Source organism: Pseudomonas sp. P1_A1, from assembly GCF_056406935.1.
In genome coordinates this window covers 268687-290285 of the sequence record NZ_JBFTZE010000001.1, presented here as the reverse complement: position 1 = coordinate 290285, position 21599 = coordinate 268687, and the positions used below count along the sequence as shown (strand labels likewise).

The 21599-nt window shown below is 61.1% G+C and carries 19 protein-coding genes; 2 read left to right on the top strand and 17 right to left on the bottom strand.

The features are described from left to right. Positions 1-62 precede the first annotated feature (62 nt). Complete coding sequence (locus AC1D2Q_RS01365) at positions 63-1079, bottom strand: alpha/beta hydrolase (protein ID WP_019648504.1); 1017 nt, start codon at positions 1077-1079, stop codon at positions 63-65. A 160-nt stretch (positions 1080-1239) separates the two neighbouring features. Here AC1D2Q_RS01365 and AC1D2Q_RS01360 point away from each other — a divergent pair, with 160 nt between their 5' ends. Continuing rightward, entirely contained in the window at positions 1240-2118 is an 879-nt protein-coding gene (locus AC1D2Q_RS01360) for a LysR family transcriptional regulator (protein ID WP_477811994.1), read from the top strand. Positions 2119-2187: 69 nt separating this feature from the next. Here the strand turns inward: AC1D2Q_RS01360 and AC1D2Q_RS01355 are convergent, their stop codons facing one another. The 16 genes from AC1D2Q_RS01355 to AC1D2Q_RS01280 form a co-directional block, all read right to left on the bottom strand. Continuing rightward, the gene (locus AC1D2Q_RS01355) at positions 2188-2496 is read right to left on the bottom strand and encodes an addiction module antidote protein (protein WP_477811993.1); all 309 of its coding nucleotides are present in this window, start codon (positions 2494-2496) and stop codon (positions 2188-2190) included. A 211-nt stretch (positions 2497-2707) separates the two neighbouring features. Next, positions 2708-3397, bottom strand: a complete 690-nt coding sequence (locus AC1D2Q_RS01350; RefSeq protein ID WP_477811992.1) for an N-acetyltransferase — start codon at positions 3395-3397, stop codon at positions 2708-2710. Between the two features lie 56 nt (positions 3398-3453). Beyond that, positions 3454-4266 (bottom strand): ChbG/HpnK family deacetylase, encoded by an 813-nt coding sequence (locus tag AC1D2Q_RS01345; RefSeq protein ID WP_477811991.1) that lies wholly within the window; start codon positions 4264-4266, stop codon positions 3454-3456. Beyond that, positions 4238-5461 carry a GNAT family N-acetyltransferase gene (locus AC1D2Q_RS01340; protein ID WP_477811990.1) on the bottom strand — a complete coding sequence of 408 codons (1224 nt, stop codon included), beginning with the start codon at positions 5459-5461 and terminating at the stop codon, positions 4238-4240. Before AC1D2Q_RS01340 ends, AC1D2Q_RS01345 begins: the two co-directional genes overlap by 29 nt. Before the next feature lie 31 nt (positions 5462-5492). After that, positions 5493-7412 carry a hypothetical protein gene (locus AC1D2Q_RS01335; RefSeq protein WP_477811989.1) on the bottom strand — a complete coding sequence of 640 codons (1920 nt, stop codon included), beginning with the start codon at positions 7410-7412 and terminating at the stop codon, positions 5493-5495. Then, positions 7409-8713, bottom strand: coding sequence for an oligosaccharide flippase family protein (locus tag AC1D2Q_RS01330; protein WP_477811988.1), 1305 nt, complete (start codon positions 8711-8713; stop codon positions 7409-7411). The genes AC1D2Q_RS01335 and AC1D2Q_RS01330 overlap by 4 nt, the downstream gene beginning before the upstream one ends. After that, complete coding sequence (locus tag AC1D2Q_RS01325; protein WP_477811987.1) at positions 8710-9723, bottom strand: polysaccharide deacetylase family protein; 1014 nt, start codon at positions 9721-9723, stop codon at positions 8710-8712. The genes AC1D2Q_RS01330 and AC1D2Q_RS01325 overlap by 4 nt, the downstream gene beginning before the upstream one ends. Before the next feature lie 12 nt (positions 9724-9735). After that, on the bottom strand, positions 9736-10872 hold the full coding sequence (locus AC1D2Q_RS01320) for a glycosyltransferase (protein WP_477811986.1): 1137 nt from the start codon (positions 10870-10872) through the stop codon (positions 9736-9738). Then, positions 10865-11833, bottom strand: coding sequence for a glycosyltransferase family 2 protein (locus AC1D2Q_RS01315; RefSeq protein WP_477811985.1), 969 nt, complete (start codon positions 11831-11833; stop codon positions 10865-10867). Before AC1D2Q_RS01315 ends, AC1D2Q_RS01320 begins: the two co-directional genes overlap by 8 nt. Beyond that, positions 11830-13197, bottom strand: a complete 1368-nt coding sequence (locus AC1D2Q_RS01310; protein WP_477811984.1) for an O-antigen ligase family protein — start codon at positions 13195-13197, stop codon at positions 11830-11832. The genes AC1D2Q_RS01315 and AC1D2Q_RS01310 overlap by 4 nt, the downstream gene beginning before the upstream one ends. Next, complete coding sequence (locus AC1D2Q_RS01305) at positions 13194-14249, bottom strand: glycosyltransferase family 4 protein (protein ID WP_477812197.1); 1056 nt, start codon at positions 14247-14249, stop codon at positions 13194-13196. The genes AC1D2Q_RS01310 and AC1D2Q_RS01305 overlap by 4 nt, the downstream gene beginning before the upstream one ends. A gap of 32 nt (positions 14250-14281) precedes the next feature. Beyond that, complete coding sequence (locus tag AC1D2Q_RS01300) at positions 14282-15877, bottom strand: GumC family protein (RefSeq protein ID WP_477811983.1); 1596 nt, start codon at positions 15875-15877, stop codon at positions 14282-14284. 17 nt (positions 15878-15894) lie between these two features. Further along, complete coding sequence (locus tag AC1D2Q_RS01295; protein WP_019580132.1) at positions 15895-16917, bottom strand: polysaccharide biosynthesis/export family protein; 1023 nt, start codon at positions 16915-16917, stop codon at positions 15895-15897. Positions 16918-16940: 23 nt separating this feature from the next. Then, positions 16941-17585 carry a CpsD/CapB family tyrosine-protein kinase gene (locus AC1D2Q_RS01290; RefSeq protein ID WP_477811982.1) on the bottom strand — a complete coding sequence of 215 codons (645 nt, stop codon included), beginning with the start codon at positions 17583-17585 and terminating at the stop codon, positions 16941-16943. After that, complete coding sequence (locus AC1D2Q_RS01285) at positions 17586-18332, bottom strand: sugar transferase (RefSeq protein WP_018925578.1); 747 nt, start codon at positions 18330-18332, stop codon at positions 17586-17588. 11 nt (positions 18333-18343) lie between these two features. Continuing rightward, a complete protein-coding gene (locus tag AC1D2Q_RS01280) occupies positions 18344-19387 on the bottom strand; it encodes an NAD-dependent epimerase (protein WP_477811981.1) in 1044 nt (347 codons plus the stop codon). A 468-nt stretch (positions 19388-19855) separates the two neighbouring features. On the opposite strand from AC1D2Q_RS01280, the gene AC1D2Q_RS01275 reads away from it, so the two are divergent. Further along, positions 19856-21553, top strand: a complete 1698-nt coding sequence (locus AC1D2Q_RS01275; protein ID WP_477811980.1) for a sulfatase-like hydrolase/transferase — start codon at positions 19856-19858, stop codon at positions 21551-21553. Positions 21554-21599: the final 46 nt, after the last annotated feature.

The following is a 21599-nucleotide window of genomic DNA, read 5'->3' as shown; positions in this document are numbered from 1 at the left end:
GATTGCACTCCAGCGGGYACAAAAAAACTCGCCACACCCTGAGGTGTGGCGAGAGGTTGGGCTTAGTTCAGATGCGTCTTGAGCTCAGCCGCGGCCTGACGTACCGCCGCTTTGACTTCCGGAATCCGGTTCAGCGGATTGAGCAGGCCAAAGTCATGAATCATCCCGTTGTAGCGCACCGAGGTCACCGGCACACCGGCCGCATCGAGGTGGCGGGCGTAGCCTTCGCCTTCGTCACGCAGCACGTCGAATTCGGCGGTCTGCACCAGTGCCGCAGGCAGGCCCTTGAGTTGTTCGGCGCTGGCATTCAGCGGCGAGGCATGGATCTGCGCACGCTCGGCCGGGTTGGTGGTGTAGTTGTCCCAGAACCACTGCATCATCCCTTTGGTGAGGAAGTGCCCTTCGGCGAATTGCTGGTACGAGCCGTCGTCGAACTGTGCGTTGGTCACCGGCCACATCAACAGCTGGAAGCGCAGGGCAGGGGTTTTCTGTTCCTTGGCCATCAGCGCCACGACTGCCGCCATGTTGCCGCCGACGCTGTTGCCGGCCACCGCCAGTCGCTTGCCATCGACACCGATCTCTTTGCCATGCTCGGCCACCCATTTGGTCGCGGTGTAGGCCTGGTTGATGGCGGTTGGGTATTGCGCTTCCGGCGACGGCGTGTAGTCGACGTATACCGCGACTGCGCCGGAGCCCACCACCAGGTCACGGATCAGGCGCTGGTGAGTCGGGAAGTCGCCCAATACCCAGCCGCCACCGTGGAAGAACATGAACACCGGCAACTCTCCCTTGACCTTGGCCGGACGCACCACTTTCAGGTTGATGGTCTGGCCGTCGACCTTGATCGCCTTGTCGCTGACTTCAACACCCGACAGATCAACCTTCACCGAAGCCTGGGCACCGGTCAGCACCGCGCGGGCGTCTTTCGGGCTCAGTTGTTCCAGCGGTTTGCCACCGCCGGCGGCGAGGGCATCGAGGAAGGCCTGGGTGTTGTGTTCGACACCGGGGCTGCCGGCGGCGAATGCGTTGCCGATGGACAGGGCGAGGACGGAAGTGGCGAGGGTTTTCTTGATGTTCATGTGCAAATCCTTTTTAAATCGTTTGAGTTTTTATGCCTTGGGATCGGGCTGCTGTGGCGCTGGGGTTCAGGCCTCAGCAACACCGTGAGCACAGATTAATGGGATGCCGGAAAGTGAAAAAGCGGCTATAAAGCGATTAACTGTCAACCAGAGAGTGACAATGAACCCGTTCGAAGACATGCGTATTTTTTGCCAGGTCATGGACTCCGGCAGCTTCACGGCGGCGGCCGATCAGTTGGGCCTGTCCAAGCAGTTCGTCAGCCGTCGGCTGATGCAACTCGAAGAGCGTCTCGGTGTGCGCCTGCTCAATCGCTCCACCCGACGGTTGGACGTCACCCCGCTGGGGCAGAGTTATTACGAATCGGCCCTGCGCCTGCTCAGTGAAGTCGAGCAAGTGGAGCAGGGCATCGCCGGCCAGACCATCGAGCCTCGCGGGACCATTCGCCTGAGTGCACCGTTGTCGTTTGCCGTGGCGCATTTGGGCTGTTTGCTGCCAGTATTTTTGCAGCGTTATCGGGACGTCACCGTCGAGGTCGACCTGAGTGATCGGCCGGTGGACTTGCTCGGTGAGGGATACGATTTGGCCTTGCGCATCGGCGTGCTGGAAGACTCGACACTGATCGCCCGGCGCATCGCCGTCATCGAGCGGGTGTACTGCGCCAGCCCGGCGTATCTGGCCGAACGTGGCACGCCGCTTGAGCCCGAGGAATTACACAGCCACGATTGCCTGCCCTACGGCCATGGCCGCCAGGTGCAATGGCGGTTCGAAGGGCGGGGCAAACCGTTGACCGTCAATGTCACCGGGCGGATGCGGGTCAACAACGGTGAACTGCTCAAGGACGCGGCCATCGCCGGCATGGGCATCACGTACTTGCCGAGCTTCATCGTCGGTTCGGCCCTGGAGGACGGCCGGCTGGTGCCAGTACTGGATGATTTCCGCCCCGAGCCGCTGACCTTGTCGGCGGTCTACCCGCAGCACCGTCAGGCCTCGCGACCGGTGCAGGCGTTGATCGAGTTCTTGCGTGAGCGGTTGAATTAACGCGAAAAGGGTTCGCGCCACCAGTGATGCCACTTTGAGTGACAGAAGCAACGTAGTGCCAAAGCACTCTCAGAGCGTTGAGTGATTTTCCGCCTGCCCTGGTTGCGCGCAGAGATCAATGCCCAAGGCATGAATGACCTTTAGAACCGTGTCAAAATGTGGTTTCGCACCGGGTGCGAAGGCCTTGTACAGGCTTTCGCGCCCCATTCCGGAATCTTTGGCAATTTGTGTCATGCCGCGGGCCTTTACCACGTAGCCGATAGCACGAAGAAACTCTTCGTTGTCGCCGTCCGCCAATACCTGTGAGAGGTATTCGCTGATGGCTTCGTCACTGTCGAGCAGTGCCGCCATGTCGAAGTTTGTTAGTTTGTGATTCATGCTTCTGGCTCCTCGTTCCTGTGCGAATGTATCTGTTAGCGCAGGCATGAGGAGTCAGTTGGTTCTTTTGTGATGGGTGTATTTTTCCCTGAACTGTGTAGGCAACTGACCCCATTGCGGGCAAGCCACGCTCCCACAGGTTCAGTGCAATTCAATGTGGGAGCGAGTCAGCCGTAAAAAAGTGGCTGATTGAGATCGATGTGGAAGCCAATCACGCCTGCGCCGCCGTCACCGGCCGCTGTTCCGGTTTGCGCAGTGCCGTCAGCCGCGAGCCGGTGTAGTAGGTTTCGCGGAAGAAGCGCCAGCGGCCGAACAGGTCGTAGACGTGGGTGATGCGCCCTTGCTCCTGGTAGTCCATGCGGATGTGCATTTTCATCGCCTGGATGTTGCGGGTATCGCAGACGTCGACGATTTTGTTGCATCCTTTGGCCCGCATCGCGTCCCAGAGCTTGAACTGGGCGTCCATCGACAGACTGGTGCCGAAGTATTGAGGGATCATTTCACCGCCGAACTCGAAAAACTCACCGGGGTTGATCCGGAACCAGCAGCCGTAATAGTGCCGGTCGAAGTAGTCCCTGGCACTGCCCCAGATGAATCCGATGGCATCACCTTCCTCGTTCACGTACATGTGCCCGGTGTGACCCTCGGCGGCGATTTCGGCCATGGCCTTGACGCGGTTGCCGTAGTACTTGGTGAACGCGGTGGCGTTTTCCGGGGTGATGATCACCAGGCGCAAGCCCGAATAGGGCCGCAGATTTTGCGGCGCCACCGGGGTCACCAGGTCGCGCCCCAGCCACAGCAGCTCCCGATGGAAATACACGTAGCGCTTCCAGAGCGACTGGAGTGTGTGGAGCAGGCCTTTTTGTTTGATACGTTCGCGAAGCTTGTCGATGACGCTCATGAAGTCCTCCGAGGCTGAAGCCAGGGTGCGGTGGGTAAGGTTTCAATGGCGATAAATCAAAGTTTCAACGGGTGCAGTTCGGTCGAGTACTGCGGCTCATGTTTGGACGCCCTCGGCACAACGGCATAGGACACCCTCGGAACACCGCCAAGACGCTGATCCAGCACATGGCTCAGCGACTCTCCGGGGGCCAGATAGGCATCGCCAAAATCGGCGCCGATATGGATCGGATGGACGACGATTTCCAGCAGGCCGTCGATTGGCATTGCTACGGTGCGCAGGTCTACCGGGGTGCAGACGTTCTGGGCGGTCGCTCCGGACAGGCTGTTCAGGCGATGGTTGAGTAACGTCTTGAACACTCGTTTGGGCACACTCAAATTACTGCCCAGATCGCGCGCCAGTCGCACGGGCACCCCTTGGCGGGCGGCAAACCGCGCGACGATTTCGCCGATGGGCCAGATGTTGTGCACGTGCTGATGGGAATCGAGGTGGCTGGGGTGCAGGCCGTTGTCCAGGCAGCGTTGCCATTGGGCTTCGAGTTCCTCCAGCACTGCATCGCGATCCAGGCGATTGAGCCAGAGGCTATGGCGGGGCAGGCTGAGGTCGAACTCACCCTGGCTGTCGCAAAATGTCGAGCGCGCGCGAATCGACAGGCTCAACGGCCGGCCGTATGTGAGGTTGAAGTGCAGGCCGATCCGCCCCTTGAGCATTGGCTGCCGGGCCAGGACGCAGGCCGCTTCGAAGGCCGGCATGTTGGCCATGGCGGTCGCGGAACTGATGACCCCGGCGTGGAAGGCGCCCAGTATCACCGCGTTTTCGCTCGGACTGAGGCCGAAATCGTCAGCGTTGACTATGACTTGGCGAGGCATGGCTGCCCTCTCTTTCTTGTTCGGTGGGTGCAGCGTCTTTGGCGACAATAGGTGCCTGTATAGGTGTAAGCGTAGGAGCAACCAGCGTTGCTGCACGCCTGGCCTGCCACTTTTTTAACCCGGGTTTGATTCGGTGCCAGAGTCGCAGGGCCAGCCCCAGGGCGAGGCCGCTGGGGCGCCAGGAGTAGAAACTCCAGCGCCAGTGCTCCAGTTGCCCGGTCATGCGTTCCAGGAGTTGATGGCTGGAGTTTTCCAGGCTGATCCGCGAGGCGTCGACCCAGTGCCAGTTGTCGTCCAGCCCCCAGCGGATCCACTCTTCAAGCAGCACACGACCGCTGCCCAGGTCTGCGTGTTGCGGCAGGAACGCCAGGTTGTAGTCGTACAGCCGGCCCTGTTCCAGCAAGCCGATGCGGTAGCTGATGCAGCGCCCGTCCAGTTCCAGCACCACCACCCGTACCAGTCCCTGTTCGGCGAGGGCGGTGAAGGCTTGCTCGATCCATTGCCGGTAGCGGTCATTGGTGAAAATCCCCACGCCTTGAACGCCTTTCCAGCTCAGCGCTTCGACTTTGCCGAGGGTCCGCAACAGTGGCCTGATGGTAGCGGCGTCGGGGGTTAGCCGCCGGACCTCGGCACCGCAGGCCGCGATGCGTTTACGCGCCCGGCGCAATTTGTAACGCGGGTCGCCGGACACCTCCTGGCGGTCGGCATCGCTGATCAGGTGCACCGGCACCCGACAACTGAGGCGGCGCTCGCCGGTCGAGCTGTGGGCCATCCAGGTGGTCAACGCACTTTCTTCGCCGATGGGTTCGGACAATTCATTGAGTTGCAGCATCGCATGAGGCACGCGACGGCGGATGATCACCAGCGCTTTGCGCATGCTTTCGGCATCGAGGCAGGTGAGCACGGTCAGACGATCGGTGAGGGGATAGCCGAGGTGATGCAGGACTCGAAACGGTAGCCCGCCAAAGCGCTCCACGGACACCACCAGCGGCAGGCACAAGGCCAATTCATCGCCGTGCCAGCCGAGCAGAACGTGCAAGCGTTCCCCAGCGGACAGTGCCTGCTCCGATGCGCGCAGCCAGGCGAGGGTGTTGAACGGCGTATGGTCCGTCACGCGCCAGCGCAACCCCTCATAGGCGGCTGTTGGAAAGTCCGGAGCGCACAACGACGTGCGCCATTCGAATCGAGCCATCATAGGTTCAGACCGCTGCATAACTCATGGACGTTCATGAGGCGCTCCAGCTCAGTGCGAACAGGGTTTGCCCTGGCAGGTCGAAGCTGACGCGACCGTCCTGACAGTTGAATTTGCCTTCGCGACTGCGGCTGTCGGCACCGAAATACACCAGCGCTCCCTTGGTCAGCGGGCAGGTCGCCCCGGCCAGATCGACACGCTGCAAGCGCGCGCCCTTATTGACGCCCAACAGGCTGCGTTGGTGTTCGGTGGCCATCGCCAGCACGTCGACTTCGAAGGCGTCGTTGTCCAGGCGCATGACGTTTTTCAGCCAGTGCTGGCGGATGAATTGTTGGGCCAGGCCCACCGGTTTGAGCTCGAAACGATCGCCGCCCAGTATCCGCACCATGCCTTTGGGGTAGTTCGGTTCGTCGGCGGCCTGGAACCAGTTGAGCATGTCCAGCAAGCCGTCCTGCGCCGAGTTGATGACCACCGAGGCCCACCACAGTGAAGTGAAATGGGTTTCCTGATCGTAGGGGCTCAGGCTTGAGCCGCTGGACAGGTTGGTCTGGTCCAGCAGCAAGGCCTTGCGTGGCCGGCCCTTGGCATCGAGGCCCACCAGTTCGGCGGCGCGGCGCACGCTGTCGCGGTAGACCCGGGTCGCCAACAGGTCGCGAACCATCCATTCATGCCAGGCGAGGGCGTCGATCTGCTCGCCGGATTCGGCCAGCAGGCGCCGTGCCCAGTCGATACCGCGCTTGTCGGCGGCATCGTCGGTGAACGGGCCGTTGACGAAGCGCGAACTGGCGGGCATGGCGATACGTATGCCGGCCTTGGCGTTGGCCGGATCGCTGCGCACTTGCCGGGCCATGCTGTTGAAGATCGCCTGGTAATTGACGTAGCTCGAGTAATTGAGGTTCGGCTCGTCGGCGAACGCGATGTAGTGAGTGCCACTGCCACCGAGGGCGCGCGTGGCGGTGAGCCAGGCGTCGAGGCCGGCGTTGCTCATGGTGTCGGCGCGCAGATCGGCCTGACGCTGGCTGCCGGCCAACAGCGTGATGTCCTGCGTGATGCCGAAGCGGTTCTGATAGAGCTGGCGGAACGCATCTTCGTGGTGTGGATTTTGCGCCGTGACGTCGACGAAACTGTAATAAGAACCCGCTTGTGGCTTGAGGGCGTCGAGCGCCGCGAAACTGGATTGCGGCGGCAGCACGTAGGGCAAGTAAATGCCCAGGTTCGGGGTCGGGCCGAGCGTCTCTTTATGCAGGGTCAGCCGGGTCTGGCCAGCGTCCTCGCGCAGCGGCTTGAGTTGCTGCGGGTTCTGGGCGAACAGGTTTGCCGTGCCATCGAGCCAGAACGCGACCTTGCCGCTGCCTTGCAGGCGCAGGCGCCAGACTTGTTCGTCCTGGGTGACGGGCAGTTCAAGCTGATCGAATTGCCAATAGGCGCGATAGGGTTTCAGCGCCAGCGTCACTTGTTTGTTATCGCCCACACGCTGGGCCAGCAGAGCGCCGACGCCACCGTGAAACTTGCCGGCCAGCACGGCGTGTTCCCCCGGTGCGACTTTGAAATACAGCTCATCGCCGCCACGGGTTTCGGCGCTGAAATGCACCTTGGCCGGGGCGAACAACGCCACGGTGCGTTCGTCGTGTTCGACGGTGTAGCGGCGGAAGCTGTAGCCCGGAATTTCCAATCGATAACTGGCGGCACCCGGCGCCAGCGGCCAGCTCTGCTTGCCGCGGGTTTCACTGGCGGCGATCAGGCGATCGCCCTTCAGGTTACCGTTGCCGTCGAGCAGGTACAGGTGTTCTTCGTTGGCATCGGCCTGCCACGCCGGGGCCCACTGGATGGTCAACGTGTCGGGGCGATCCGCTTGCAGGTACAGGCTGCCGTCGCGAATGTCGGCCCAGCGCATGGGCGCCGCCTGGGCGCTCAAACCCAGGCCCAGGCTCATCAGCAGCATCAGGYGTTTCATGCCGATTTCCGTTGCAGCATCTGAAGCATCGGTGCCACATCGCTGGGCAGGATGATCAGGGTTTGCCAGGCCGGTACGCCGCTCAACCGGCAGTACATCACCAGCAGCGCGACGGTCACCGCCAGGTAGGCGATGGACGATGCCGCCGCGGCGCCGACGATGCCATACATCGGGATCAGCAACAGGTTCAGGGCCAGGTTCAGCAGCGCGCCGAGGCCCACCAGCAGCGAAACCGTGCCGGGGCGATTTTTGCCCAGCAAGTCCAGGCGCAGGATGCTCGCATAGCAAAGACCGAGCAGCCCCGGCAGCAGCGCCAGCAAGGCCGGGTAGGCCGGTTGATAGGCAATGCCGAACAGGGTGACGATCAGCCATTGCCCGATCACGGCCATGGTCAGGCAGGCACCGAGCATCACCGTGGCGGTCAGGCGCAAGGCCAACGGCGTCAGGCGTTCCATGCCTTCGTCCTGTTGCAGCAGGCGTTTCATCAGGGGTGTGGTCACCGCTTCCGGGACGATCAGCAACAACTCGGCGGCAGCGCTGGCCATGGCGTAATGACCCAATGCCGTACTGCCGAGCAAGGCACCGATGAACAGGTAATCGGAGCGCAGAATGACTTGCTGGAACAACAAGTCGGGATGGCTACGGGCGCTGTAGCGCAACAGTTCTTTCTGGCTGGCGCGGTCCCATTGCAACGTCAAGGGTTGTGCACGGTTGAGCCAGAACCAACCGGCCAGCACCACCAGGCTGATGCCGGCCAGCCAACTGATCAGCGCTGCTTCCAGCGCGGCGTCTTTCCACATCCAGAACAAGGCGATAAACAGCAGCAGGGGTGCCAGGGATTCCACCAGCCGCAAGGCATTGAACGCCACCACACCGCCCGACGCGTTGTGCAAGGTCAGCAGGCCGCTCTTGAGCACGGTCAGCGGCACCGCCAGCAGCAACAACCAGGCGAGCAAGCCCAGTTGCGTGGTGATGTCGAGTTCGCTGCCGAACTCACGCACCAGCGCGACCACCAGTAACGTCAGCAAACCCGCCAGCAGGCAACCGAACACCAGTACCTGGCTCAGCAGCAATCCCATCGGCCGTTGCTTGGCCGCCTGATAACCCACTGCCGAATTCRGCCCGCCGCTGGTGGCGGCGCTGATCAAATCGGGCAGGGTACTGAGCAGCGCAAACAGGCCGCGCTCGCTGGGCCCCAGAATCCGCGCCAGCAACACGTTACGCAGCAGGCGCAGGCCGATCATCGCCAGTTTGGTGCCCATGCTCAGGGCCAGGTGTTTGAGGTAGTGGCTGCGACTCATGGCCGGGCTCCGCGGTAGATGCGCCACGACAGCAGTTCCGGATCGCGCGCCGTGCGCTGGCTGATGCCGATTCGCGGCAAGGCCAATGGATCGCCGACACCACGGTAAATCCCGCTGGCGGTGCCCAGGGCAAACGGGAAGTCGTGGTCGGCGACGTGTTCGCGCACCCGCGCATCATGGTTGCCATTGGGGTAGCAGTAGACTGGCAGCGGCCGGTTGCAGCCGTTCAACAGTGCATTGCGGCTGCGACTCAGTTCTTCATCCAGGTGTTGATCGTCAAGGTCGGTGAAGATCGTGTGGCTGGCGCCGTGAGGGCCGAAGCGGATCAACCCGCTGGCTTCCAGCGCGCGCACTTGATGCCAGTCCAGGGCTTGGGGCAACGATTCTTCAGGGCATTGGTCGGTGAGCCGGCTCAATTCGCTCGGTGGCAGGCTTTTCAGACTTTGCAGAAAATGCAAAAGCGCCAGGCTACGGCGCTGCACATCCAGGTCATCGAGCATTACCGGTAACGGTCGTCCGATCCGTTGCAGGCATTCAATCAAGTGTGTCCGGGCTTTTTCACCGTGGCTGTGCCACAGGGTTTCCCCCAGGCTTTCCCACCAGAAGCGTTGCCGGCTGCCGATGAAATCGGTGGAGAGAAAAATGCTCGCCGGCATCTGATACCTTTTCAGCAACGGAAAAGCATTCAGCGCGTTGTCGCGCCAGCCATCGTCGAAGGTCAGTGCGACTTTGGGACGCTCCGGCCTGTGCTCCGATCTCAGTGCGCCGGGTTGCAAGATCTCCATCAGCGGCACGCAATCGAAGTGTTTTTTCAACCAGAGCAGCAGATGGGAAAAGGCCTTCGGCCCGACGCACAGTTCATTGCGATGGGGCAGGTCGGCGGCGCGGTCATTGGGCAGCACCCGGTGCAGCATCAGGATCACCCCGGCACCGTGCAGTTGGTGACGGCCTACCGGCGAGTTGAGATAGAGCCAGCCACTGGTACGTTTTAATAGTTGTTTGATCGCCATGGAGCGGTCCTTTCAACGATTTTGCTCGGGGTTCCACTGCGCGTACCGCTGTCCACGCAGGAACTGCCATAGACCGATACTCATCCCGGCAAGGGTCACCAGAAAGAATGCGGCGAGGCGAAAGGGTTTGGGCAAACGGTGTTGCACATCCAGCAGGCCGGCGACGGCCACCGCATAACCGAGCAGTTGCGCGATCAGGCTCAGGCGATAGAAGCCATGTACGTTCCACAGCCAGAAGTTGCTCAGCAACAACGGCAGCAACAGGATCGGTGCCAGGCGTCGAATCAGTTTGTGGCTGATCAGCGCAATCGCATACAAGCCATGGCGCCAGGGATTCAACAGTTCCCGACGCTGGGCCAGGCTCTGCAAACCACCGACGGTGACGCGCAGACGACGGCGCCATTGTTTGTCGATCTCATCGACGCCCTGGTCGATCACCCGGGCTGTGGGCACATAGACAATGCGTTTGAGCGCCACCGGCGCGCAGGTACTGATAAAGAAATCATCGTTGACCTCCGACGGCACGTTCTGGAACAACTCGCGACGCAGGGCGAGCAGGGCGCCGTCGGCGGAGACCATGCAGCCGGTGCGATTTTCCACCATGCGCAGCCAGCCTTCGTAGTGCCGATAAAGGCTATCGCCCAGGCTCAGGCCCTGGCCCGCCACCGGGATCAACATGTGCCCGGCGCAGGCCCCGACCTGTGGATCGGCCAGGGGCGCGAGCAACTGGCCGAGGGTGTCGGTCGACCATTGGTTGTCGGCATCGGTGAACACCAGAATCTCGCCCGTGCTCAGGGCGACGGCGGCATTCAAGGTGGCTGCCTTGCCCTGACGGGGCAGGTCGAGCACGCTGATGCGCGGGTCGATGACCTTGCGGGCGCAAGCCACGGTGTCGTCGGTGGAGCCGTCGCTGGCCAGAATGATCTGGAGCGAACGTGCCTGATAATCCTGGGCGAGCAACATGCGCAGCTTTTCTTCGATGTACTGGGCTTCGTTGTGCGCGGCGATGACGATGCTCACGTTCATCGGCTGTGCCGGCCCATGACGCCGCGCGGGAAATAACGGCGCGAGCAGCGTCAGCAGCAGCGGGTAGCCGAGCCAGGCGTACACCGGCAATAACAGGCACCACCAGAACACGAACTCAGCCACGGGCGGGTCTCCTGGCATTCCAGCGACAAAGGCTCAGGATGAGCGCGGCACCCGCCAGGTGCAGACGCACCCAATGCAGGCCCCAGAGTTGCAGCATCAGGCGCAGGTCGCGGTGTATCAGGCTCTGGCGCAGACTTTGGGCGAGCGCTGGCAGGCTGGTGACGAACAGCATGAATAGCGCCAGTAGGGGGAAACCGTTGAGCAGGGCGGATAGCGCCATGAAATCCAACACCCAGGCGATGATCGACAGCATCGGGAAACGCAGTAAACGCAGACTCATGCCGTGGCTGCGCAGTAATTGCAGGTGACTGCCCTGACGCCAGAACTCCTTGCCCATCCATTCGCGCCAACTGCTCTCGTAACCCCAATGCAGGGCAACGCTCTGGTTGACGGCCAGCAGGCGTGCGCCAGAGTGGGAAAGGCGCATGGTGAAATCTTTGTCTTCGCCGGTGCGCAGGTTTTCGTTGAAGCCGCCGACCTTGTCGAACCATGGACGACGCATCAACAGGTTGGAACTGGGCAGCCATCGCACTGCTTTCACCGTTTCATCGTTCGGGCGCAACGTGCGGCGTTGCCAGGCATTGGCATACCACGGGGCTTCGGCCGGGGTGTGCAGGTCCAGTCCCAGGACGTCGACCTGAACCGTGTGTTGGATGCTCAACAACAGCGTGAGCCAGTCCTCGGGCATCTCGATATCGGCATCGATGAAGCCCAGCCATTCGCCTGTCGCCATCGCCGCCCCGCGATTGCGCAGGGCGCCGATCAGCAGCCCGGGCAGCACCAGCACCTGCGCCCCGAGCTGGCGAGCGATGTGCGGGCCCTGATCGTTGGAGCCGTTATCGACCACGATCAGCTCGCATTCCATCCCGGCAGCCTGCGCGGCTTTTTTCGCGGCAAGCAAGGTGCGGCCGATGTGTCTGGCCTCGTTGTACATCGGGATGGCAATGCTGATGCGGTTCATGCCCTGGCCTCCGTCGGCGGGCGTTCTTCAGCCTTGAGGCGCAGCACCCAGGTCAGGGCGAGCATGATCCACAGGTACTTGTGATTCGGTGCGCTGAGGAACATCAAAAACAGGGTCAACGACAGATAACTGATGCCCAGGTGGGTGATCAGGTCGGCCTGCTCCCAATCCCGTCGCAGCATCCAGGCTTGACGGGCGCGGACCAGGTTGTACATCCCTAGGCCGAGCATGCCGACGAACAACAGCCCGGCGGGAACCCCCAGTTCACTGAAGATTTCCATGTACGTGTTGTGAGCGCGACGGTACAAGTCGCCGGGTTTGCGGTTGGCGGAAAACACCTTGGCGTAACCGGAGGTGGCGTAGTGCAGCGGGAAGGTGCCGGGGCCGGAACCGAGTAACGGGTGCTCACGAATGATCTGGCTGCCGACCACAAGGTATGACGTGCGGCGGCCGAGGGATTCGTCCTGGCTTTTGGCGCCTTCTTTCAAGACGCTCAAGGACTGGATGCGCTTGAGGTAACCGGCCGGCATCGAATAGATTCCCACCGGGATCACGAGTGCAAGGCCGAGCATGGCAAAACCCAAGTGGCGCGGACGGATGCGTGGCAGCTGCGCGCGGTAGTGCCAGGCGCCGATCATCAAGCTCAGGAACAGCACCACCAGCCCGGAACGGGAATCGGTTTTGGTCATGCCGCCCAGCAGCAAAATGCAGCAGCCGCCCCAGAACAATCGGTGCAACAGGTTCGGGCCGCGGATCACCAGCAGCAGGGCCAACGGCACGGCGAAGGCGATCAGCAGGGCAAACGAGTTCGCGTCTTCCAGCAGCCCGGCGGCACGGCCCTGGTCCTGATACTTGGTGGAGAACATGGCCAGCGCAGAGGTCGCGGCGACGCTGAGGGTCACCAGCCGGGCGAACAGATCGAGGTTCAACTCACGGCCGATCAGCAAGGTGATCACAAACAGCACCAGGCCGACGCTCATGTCCCGCAGATGACTCTGGGACATGTCCATGTTGTCGGTATTGATCATGCTCAACCCGTACAACACCACGAAGCCGATCAGGCAGCGCCAGATGTTGCTGCGCAGGCGCTCGGACGGAATCTGGTGAATGGCCAGTTGCAACATCAGGACCAGTGCCAGTGACGCACCGATGAATTTGGTGCCTGACAGCGCGTTGCCCTTGAAGAAACCTTCGAACGGCACCAGCGCCGCGATGCCCAATAACCCCCAGGCGGGTTTTCGGTAGAGCACACCGACAGCGACCATGCCCAGTACCGCGCCGGGCGCCAGATAGGGGTAAGGGCTGGCCAGCAAACCGAGGCAGACCAGGGCGAGCAGACTGACGATCGAGAGCGGAAAGATCACGCGCGTGCCTCCCGTGCAGTACGGATATAAAGCTGCGACCAGCGTTCGGCCAAGGCCTTCAGGTCGTAACGGTCCTGTTGCGTACGTTTTGCGTTGTCGATCAGTTCGCCAGCCAGTGCCGGCTCACTCAGCAGCGTGTCGAGTTGCAGGGCAAGGGCGACGCTGTCGGTGGGGGGCGCCAGCAGGCCGTTGTGCCGATCCTCCAGCACATCGGGAATTCCGCCGACGCTGAACGCCACCACCGGCACTCCGGCCTGCATTGCTTCGAGCAAAATCATCGGCGTGCCCTCGGTGCGCGAGCTGATCACCAGCGCATCGAGTTGCGGCCACCAGCGGTTCATGTCGGTCTGGTAACCCGGCAGGGTGATGCGGTTGTGCAAGCCGGCGGTGGCTATTCGCGCCAGCAGGGTTTCCCGTTCCGGGCCGTCGCCGAGCATCACCGCGTCCAGTTGCGGGTGTTGCTGACACAGCGGGATCAGCGCATCGAGAAACAGGTCCGGGCCTTTTTCATGGGTCAGCCGACCGACGTAGCCCGCCAGCCAGCGCGGGTGTCTGGCGTTGTGGGGCAGCAGGCCGTTGGCGGTTGGCAGACCGTTGGGAATCACTTGCAGTTTCTCCGTTCGAACACTGGCCTTGCGGTGCAGCACCGCGATGCTTTCGGCCACGCACACCACCCGATTCACCGACGACGTGCGGCACAGTTGCAGGCTCAGCCAACCGTAGAAGCGTTGCTTGCGACTGCGCGGAGTGAAACCGTGCTGGGTAATCACCAACGGCAAGTCAAACAATGTCGCGCCGACCCAGCCAAACACCAGGCCTTTGAAATTGTGCGTATTGATCAGCGGATGTTCAGCCCGCCGATAACGTAAATGACCCAGCAATTGCCCCAGTCCCGCGAAAGCGCGGCAGTCGATCCCGGCCTCGCGGAACCGGTCGATCAGGGCCGGCGGCGCATCCAGAAACAGCACCTGGTGGTGTCCCGGCGTCGCCAGGCAATGGTCGAGCAACATCCGCTCAGCGCCATAAAAGCCGCCGCTGCTGATCAAATGCATGATCGGCAGCGCGCTGGCGTTGAGCGGCCCGTTCAATGGCGCACCCAATACATGAAGCTAGGTACGGTCCAGTTCTTGTGCGGGTTGTGCGGCAGGACGTCCTGATCATTGATCACCAACAGCACCGGCAAGCCCAGTTCATGGGTTATTTGCGCAGGATGTTTGAAGCTGTGATCGAAGAACTCACGCACGTAGACGAAGGCAATCGCCAGCAGCAGACCGGTCAGCATCCCGAATGGAATGATCAGCAGCGGTTTGGGAAACGCCACCTCGGTCGGTTCGAACGGCGGGCTGAGCACCCGGGCGTTGGACAAATCGCTGTCCAGCGCGCGGGCGGTGCTGCTTTCGGCAAAGCGCTGGGCGTAGGTGGAGAACGCCGCGTGCAAGGCATTGATCTCGGTATCCATCTGCTGCAACTTGCTCTGCGCCACTTGCAACTGGTGGATACGGTTCTTGAACTCGGCGATGCGCGCAGTTTTCTGGTTGATCACCGAGGTGACAATGGCCAGGTCGCTGGTGCGCTCCTGAATCCGGTTGCTGACGATTTTCAGGAACTGCTGGCGGGTGCGGGTAATTTGCTCGCGGGCCAGCAGCATCGGTTCGCTGCCCGGCTGGAACACTGCCAGGTCGTTCATGTAGCGACTGACCTGAGTCGTCAGTGCCTCACCGATCTGCCGGATCTCCCGGTCTTCGAAGGCAATGTTGTCCACCGTGGTGGTGAAGGTGAAGGGGAAGGTGTAGTCGTTGAGCCGAGAGGTATTGTTGGCCGCCGCCAGCGCGGTTTTCAGGTAGTCGAGCCAGCGCTGGCTTTGCAGCAAGCGATCCTGATACTGGTTCAGGTTCTCTTCCTCGGTGTTGATGGCGTTGAGGCGGAAGGTGATTTCTTCCTTCGGATCGGACGCACCGATCTTTTCGAGCAACGCCAGTCGAGTGCCTTCCAGGCCATCGAGCCGCACCTGATACTGCTTCTTCTTGGTTTCGTAAAAGCTCTGTGGCAGATCGATCGATTGCAGTTCCTGACGGCTGGCCAGGTAGTTTTGCAACATCGTTGCGACAAACCGGGTGCCTTGGGCCGGATCGCTTGAGCTGTAGATAATGGAGATCACGTTGGAGCCGGGCAGGGTGTCGATCTTCAGGTTATCGATGGCCTCCTGGGTGAAGGTATCCAGGGTGGTGTCCCGCACCGGATCGGTTGCAAGCCCGAGCGCGCTGCGCACCGGGTTGATCACGTATTCACGCAAGGGGTTGGTCACGAAACGCTGGATCGGTACGGTCACCAGTTTGTTGAAGGCCCCGGGGTTGGGCGTGTATTCGCCTTTGGCCTGCAGGTCACTGATGGTCTGACGGATCAGGGCCGGCGAGCGCAGGATATTGCTCTCGGTTTCCATATCCGCCAGTGACGGCGGAATGAAAGAGGCGTCGCCTTGGGTCAGGGATGTGGTGGCGTCGCCCTGAGAGAGTTTTTTGGACTGCACGAGCACCTGCGCGGTGATATCGAAGCTCTGTTTTAGCACCAGCGGCAGGAGCAGGGCGATCACTGCAAAGGTCAGGAAGATTCGCTTCACCAGTCGCTTGTTGGCGAAGAAGATCCTGAAGAACTCATGCAGGTAGTTTTCCTTTGGGTTCATAGTCGGTCACCTGAGAGTTAGTTGTTGCTGCCTTTGTTGTCGACGCGGTAGCCGAAGGTGAAGCCCACCCCCTGAAACAACACCACATCGGCCAGTTGCCGCGCGAGCTCACCGGCACTGGCCAGTTTGGTCTTGGGCACGTAGAGCATGTCGTCCGGTTGCAGGTAAGCAATCTGCGACGCGTCACCGGACAAGGCTTTCTCCACGTCGTAGTGCACAGCCTGCACCTGGTTGCCGTTGCGGCGCATGATCACCACCGAGTCGAGGCGCGCCTTGACGTTGGTGCCACGGGCCAGGGTCAACGCTTCGAGCACTGAAACCGGGCGGCGAATCGGATAGGAGCCCGGCTGCGCGACTTCACCCAGCACATAGATTTCATTGCCCGACGTGGATTTGAGCATGACGTCGACTGTCATCCGTCCCGGCAATTGCGCGTAACGTTGATTGAGGAACGTTTCGAGCTGGTTGACGGTCATGCCTTGCAGCGGCACGGAGCCGATTTCCGGAAAACTCGCATAGCCGTCGTTGCCCACTGTGATCTCCCGGCTCATACCGGTAGCAGGGTGGTTCAGGGCGCTCTTGAGGTTTTGCTCGTTGCTCAGCGGGCTGGTGACCAGCACCGTCAACTGGTTGCGATTGGGCTGGAACAGGGCTTTGCGGTTATAGGCGCGCTGGATTTCCTCCCGGGCCTGGACCGAGGTCATTCCGCCGATTTTCACCGAGGTGTTGGCCCCCGGCAGTTCGATGGTGCCATCGGGCAGCACCAGTTGCGTGCCGTTGAGCTGGCTGGCCGCGGTGAAGTTCAGCGCGACCTGGTCACCGGGCTGAATGCGGTAAGCCTCCGAGCCACTGGTGCTGACGTGGAAGATCACGTCCAGCACGTCCTTGGGCCGCAAGGTCTGTTCGACCTTGGGCATATCGGTGGCCTGGGCGTTGGCCGGCTCGGCCGTGAGGATCTGCACCGGCATGTTCTGGGTTTCACTGGTGCTGGAGCAACCTGCAAGCGGTAGCAACAGCAGGACAAGCACTTTGGCATTCATGACTTCATCCTTCAGGTGGGTGCTTACAGGTTTTTGTAGAGCCATTTGGGCATGTAGTACTTGCGCCGGTTGAAGACGCTGCCCACCAGTTTCGCGCCGGCCTGGGTCAGGCGCTGGGCCGCGGCCTGAGCCACTTCCCAGCGGGTGTCTTCCGCGCGCACCACCATGATCACGCCGTCCACCAAAGTGCTGATGACCAGGGTGTCGACGGCCTCATACACCGCATCGCCGTCGATCACCACGAAGCGATACCGATCGCCCAGCTGCTCGAGCAACGGGCTCAGTTGTTCGCGGGTCAGGTGCTCGGTGCCGCGGATGTGCCGCCCGTTCGGCAGGATGTGGAAGGGCAGGCTGGAGACGGTCACCAGGCAGTCCTGCAGCAGCGGCGGGGAGTCGTTGAACAGCAGATCGCGAAAGCCGCGCTCTTTGCTCAGCCCCAGCTGATGCGTGAGGTTGCCCGCCGACTGGCTGGCGTCCACCAGCAGCACTTGGCCGCTGCTCATTGACGCCAATTGGGTGGCCAGCGCCAGGGCGCTGGTGGTGGTGCCCGTGCCTGCGTTGGCAGCGGTCAGAAAAAGGATCCGCAGATCCAGGTCGAGCACGGTCGAGGTCAGGTTGGACTCGCTCGGGCTGGCGATGGTCAGGCTGTTATTCGATGAACCGTCCATTTAACTCGCTCCGTGGCCGTTGAACACGATGAAGGGGGTTTTCAACAGAATCTTCAGATCAAGCAACAGGCTCTGCTCGGCGATGTACGTGAGGTCCAACTCAACGCGCTGGTCGAAGTCGATATTGCTGCGCCCGGAGATCTGCCACAGGCCGGTCATGCCGGGGTAGATGCTCAGGCGCGCAAGGTGGCTGTCCTTGTAACGACGGGCGTTGAATGAGGTCGGTCGTGGACCTACCAGACGCATGTCGCCGCTCACCACATTGATCAGGTTGGGTAATTCATCGAGGCTGCTGCGCCGCAGGAAACTGCCGATGGGGGTAATCCGCGGGTCGTTGTCGATCTTGAAGTCGATGGCGTCGGCGCCGTGCTTGTTCAGATGCCGCAGGGACTCCTTGAGCTCCTCTGCGTTGGCCACCATGGTGCGGAACTTGTACATGCCGAACATGCGGCCGCGGTAGCCGGTGCGTTGTTGCACGAACATCACCGGCCCCGGGCTGCTGAACTTGATCGCCAGTGCCAGCCCCAGCAGTACCGGGGAAATCAACAGCAAAATCACCAGTGCACCGAGGCAGGCGAGCACCCGATTGGTGCGCGACAGGGTCCAGGGCCGACCTCCGTTGCGGCCGGTCACCCAGCCGTGACCCTGCACGTGGATCGCCTTGTCGAGGCGCATCCGGTGCTCGGGATCCAGGCGGTTATCATGCTGCATGTGATCGAGCAACATGCCTTTTTCATGTCCAGTCATAGAGTCCTCCGCTAAAGCCCGGCCATGAATGGCGAGTGGGCGCTACGCAGTGGGTAGTAGTCACGGAACCAGGCGATGAATCGTCCGAGTCCTTCATCCAGCTCTATCCGTGGCTGGAAACCGGTGGCCAGTGCCAGATCGCTGGCATCGGCGCAGGTGTCGAGCACGTCGCCCGGTTGCAGGGGCAGCAACTCGACGAGGGCCTTTTGCCCGAGGTGCTTTTCCAGCAGCGCCAGGTAGTCCTTGAGCGCTACCGGCTGCTGTCCGCCAATGTTGTAAATGCGCCATGGCGCCATGCTGCTGGCCGGGTCCGGTTGCTCGCGGTTCCAGTCCGGTGCCGGCTGGGGCGCGCGTTCGACCAGGCGGGCGATGCTCTCGATGATGTCGTCGATGTAGGTGAAGTCCCGCTGGTGCTGGCCGTAGTTGAACAGCTTCAGCGGCTGCCCTTCGGCAATCGCCCGGGCGAACTGGATCGGCGACATGTCGGGCCGACCCCAGGGGCCGTACACGGTGAAAAAACGCAAACCGGTGCAGGGAATGCCGAACAGATGGCTGTAGCTGTGGGCCATCGACTCGTTGGCTTTTTTGGTCGCGGCGTACAGCGACAACGGATGGTCGACGTTGTCTTTGACTGAATAGGGCGTGTGCTGGTTGGCGCCGTACACCGAACTGGACGAGGCATAGATCAAGTGCCTGACCGGGTGGTGACGGCAGCTTTCGAGAATGTTGAGGAACCCGCCCAGATTGCTGTCGAGGTAGGCCCGGGGATTTTCCAGGGAGTAACGTACCCCGGCCTGGGCCGCGAGGTGAATCACCACTTGCGGTTGTTCACACTCAAACAATGCGTCGAGGGCCTCGGCATCGGCCAGGTCGACTTTCGCGAGGGGGAAATCGCCGACCTGCTCGCGCACCCAATCTACGCGGTCATGTTTGAGTTGCGGGTCGTAGTAGTCATTGAAGTTGTCCAGCCCGCACACTTGATGCCCGTTGCGCAACAGCCGCAACACACAATGGGCACCAATGAAGCCGGCGGCTCCAGTGACGAGTATTTTCATGATCGTGGCGCCTCGGGAACGACCAATGCCGCAGCTTGGATCAGGCCGACGTAGCCCGTACCAAATACGCTTACGTCCATATTGGCGTGCCTCGTAAGACGGTGGATGTAACTGAAATGAGACTGTCAAAAGGGGTATAGCCCAGCCTTGGGAAAGCGTGTCAGCAAAATGACGGATAGCGCGGGCTGGAAACCCTGATTTCATGGGCTATTTGGTATCAAGTGCTTGCCGTTGCTGGATTTGTCGCGGTTTTGAGGGGTTTCAAGAAAACGATAAACGGTCGAAAGGCTTGTATTACAAGGCTTACAGGCGTTTTGAAGTGTCAGATTTGAGTTAATGTTTTTTTGACGCTTTTGGCAAAAAACCGGCATTTCTTGCGCTTTCATGGCTCGGTGCTAGTGTCAGAAAATGGCTGGTAATCATTGGTTTCCATTGGCCAATGGCAGCCATGGAGGTACAGCATCCACCATGATCCGATACTTCAAGGAACTGTTGCTGGTTCTGTATTTACTCAAAAGTTACGACTATTACCTCGATCGTCTCGAGGCATTGGGCATCGGTTTGCCGATGTTGCTGTATGGCGGGATGTTCGTGGTGCTGACGATCGCACTGTTCATGACCGCCTATATTCGTCAGACACTGGTCCGTCATTTGTTTGCGTTGGCGCTGTTTGGCTCGGCGATTTTCTTTGACGTGTATACGCACGTGACCGCCAGTTACCTGACCTACAGCAGTTTTGTGTCGCTGGTGTATTCCGGTGGGTTCATTCAGGAAGCGGCTTACCAGTACCGCGATGCGATCATCAGTGCGACGGTCAGTGGCTTGCTGCTGCTGTTGGGTATCGGGCTCAAGCCGCGTCGACGGCTGCCGTTGCCGGGGGCGCTGGTGATGGCGGCGCCGGTGCTCGGCGTGCTGCTGCTCAGTGTCGTGCTGTTCGTGCGGGCCGGCGAGGGCGCCCGTGGCTTGCCGATCATGTACACGCCGTTGGCCTATCTGAATCTGTTTACCTATGAAGCGCTGCATAACACCGTCGGCCCACGCGAGCCGGTGAGCCTGGCGCGCATCGATCAGCCGGTGGGTTACGACATCGTACTGATCATCGACGAGAGCATTTCCGGTAACTATCTGGACATCAACACGCCATTCGGTGTGCACAGCAACCTCAAGGAAGCGCATCCGGGCGTGGACATTTTCAATTATGGCTACGCCGCGTCCATCGCCAATTGCAGTGCCGACACCAACGTCACCCTGCGCTATGGCGGCACCCGTGCTGACTACATGCGGATCAACACCACGCTGCCGTCGATCTGGCAGTACGCGAAAAAGGCCGGGCTGCGCACGGTTTACATCGATGCCCAGCGCACCGGTGGCAACTTGCAGAACCTGATGAACAATGCCGAGAAGCAGGACATCGATGAGTTCGTGCAATTCGACCAGACCAGCGTGCGTGACCGCGACATGGCCGCGGCGGCCAAGCTGACCGATCTGCTCAACGACAGCACGCCGGAACTGGTGGTGATCAACAAGGTCGGCGCGCATTTCCCGGTACACGACAAATACCCGGATGCGTTTATGGCCTACCGCCCGACCTTGCCTCGGGGGCAGTTCGTCGAGGTGGCGGACACGGGCACGCGCGAGGGGTTCAATGGGCAGCCGGATGATTGGTTGCTGTACCGCAATGCCTACAAAAATACTGTGCTGTGGAATGTCGGCGAGTTCTTCTCACGGGTTTTCACCCAGGCGGATTTACGCAATGCGTTGCTGATCTACACCTCGGACCACGGGCAGGATCTGCATGAGCGCGGTAACCCGGGGCTCAACACCCACTGTGGCAGTGACCCGGTGGAGGAGGAGGGGTTGGTGCCGTTGGTGGTGATCTCGGGCAGCGATTTGAAGACCCTGGACTGGCAGGCGCAGTTGCCGGTCAACAAGGATCATTCCAGTCACTACAACATCTTCCCGACGTTGCTGCAGTTGATGGGTTATGACCTGACGGGGATCGAGGCGGTGTATGGCAAACCGTTGAGCATGTCGACAGCGGATGACTTCACCTTCAACTATCGCTTCAATGCGCGGCTCGGCGCTGTGCCTGCGTGGAAGTACATCGACCTGAAGAGCATTGTGACGCCGGGGCCGGTGGCGCCGAGTGTGGCGGTGGGGCAGTGAGATGTTGATGAAATGGCCTGGCCTTATCGCGAGCAGGCTCGCGATA

Coding starts and splice junctions, on each gene's coding strand:
- AC1D2Q_RS01365 (WP_019648504.1), bottom strand. CDS start 1,079: ATGAACATCAAGAAAACCCTCGCCACTTCCGTCCTCGCCCTGTCCATC.
- AC1D2Q_RS01360 (WP_477811994.1), top strand. CDS start 1,240: ATGAACCCGTTCGAAGACATGCGTATTTTTTGCCAGGTCATGGACTCC.
- AC1D2Q_RS01355 (WP_477811993.1), bottom strand. CDS start 2,496: ATGAATCACAAACTAACAAACTTCGACATGGCGGCACTGCTCGACAGT.
- AC1D2Q_RS01350 (WP_477811992.1), bottom strand. CDS start 3,397: ATGAGCGTCATCGACAAGCTTCGCGAACGTATCAAACAAAAAGGCCTG.
- AC1D2Q_RS01345 (WP_477811991.1), bottom strand. CDS start 4,266: ATGCCTCGCCAAGTCATAGTCAACGCTGACGATTTCGGCCTCAGTCCG.
- AC1D2Q_RS01340 (WP_477811990.1), bottom strand. CDS start 5,461: ATGATGGCTCGATTCGAATGGCGCACGTCGTTGTGCGCTCCGGACTTT.
- AC1D2Q_RS01325 (WP_477811987.1), bottom strand. CDS start 9,723: ATGGCGATCAAACAACTATTAAAACGTACCAGTGGCTGGCTCTATCTC.
- AC1D2Q_RS01315 (WP_477811985.1), bottom strand. CDS start 11,833: ATGAACCGCATCAGCATTGCCATCCCGATGTACAACGAGGCCAGACAC.
- AC1D2Q_RS01305 (WP_477812197.1), bottom strand. CDS start 14,249: ATGCATTTGATCAGCAGCGGCGGCTTTTATGGCGCTGAGCGGATGTTG.
- AC1D2Q_RS01300 (WP_477811983.1), bottom strand. CDS start 15,877: ATGAACCCAAAGGAAAACTACCTGCATGAGTTCTTCAGGATCTTCTTC.
- AC1D2Q_RS01295 (WP_019580132.1), bottom strand. CDS start 16,917: ATGAATGCCAAAGTGCTTGTCCTGCTGTTGCTACCGCTTGCAGGTTGC.
- AC1D2Q_RS01290 (WP_477811982.1), bottom strand. CDS start 17,585: ATGGACGGTTCATCGAATAACAGCCTGACCATCGCCAGCCCGAGCGAG.
- AC1D2Q_RS01285 (WP_018925578.1), bottom strand. CDS start 18,332: ATGACTGGACATGAAAAAGGCATGTTGCTCGATCACATGCAGCATGAT.
- AC1D2Q_RS01280 (WP_477811981.1), bottom strand. CDS start 19,387: ATGAAAATACTCGTCACTGGAGCCGCCGGCTTCATTGGTGCCCATTGT.
- AC1D2Q_RS01275 (WP_477811980.1), top strand. CDS start 19,856: ATGATCCGATACTTCAAGGAACTGTTGCTGGTTCTGTATTTACTCAAA.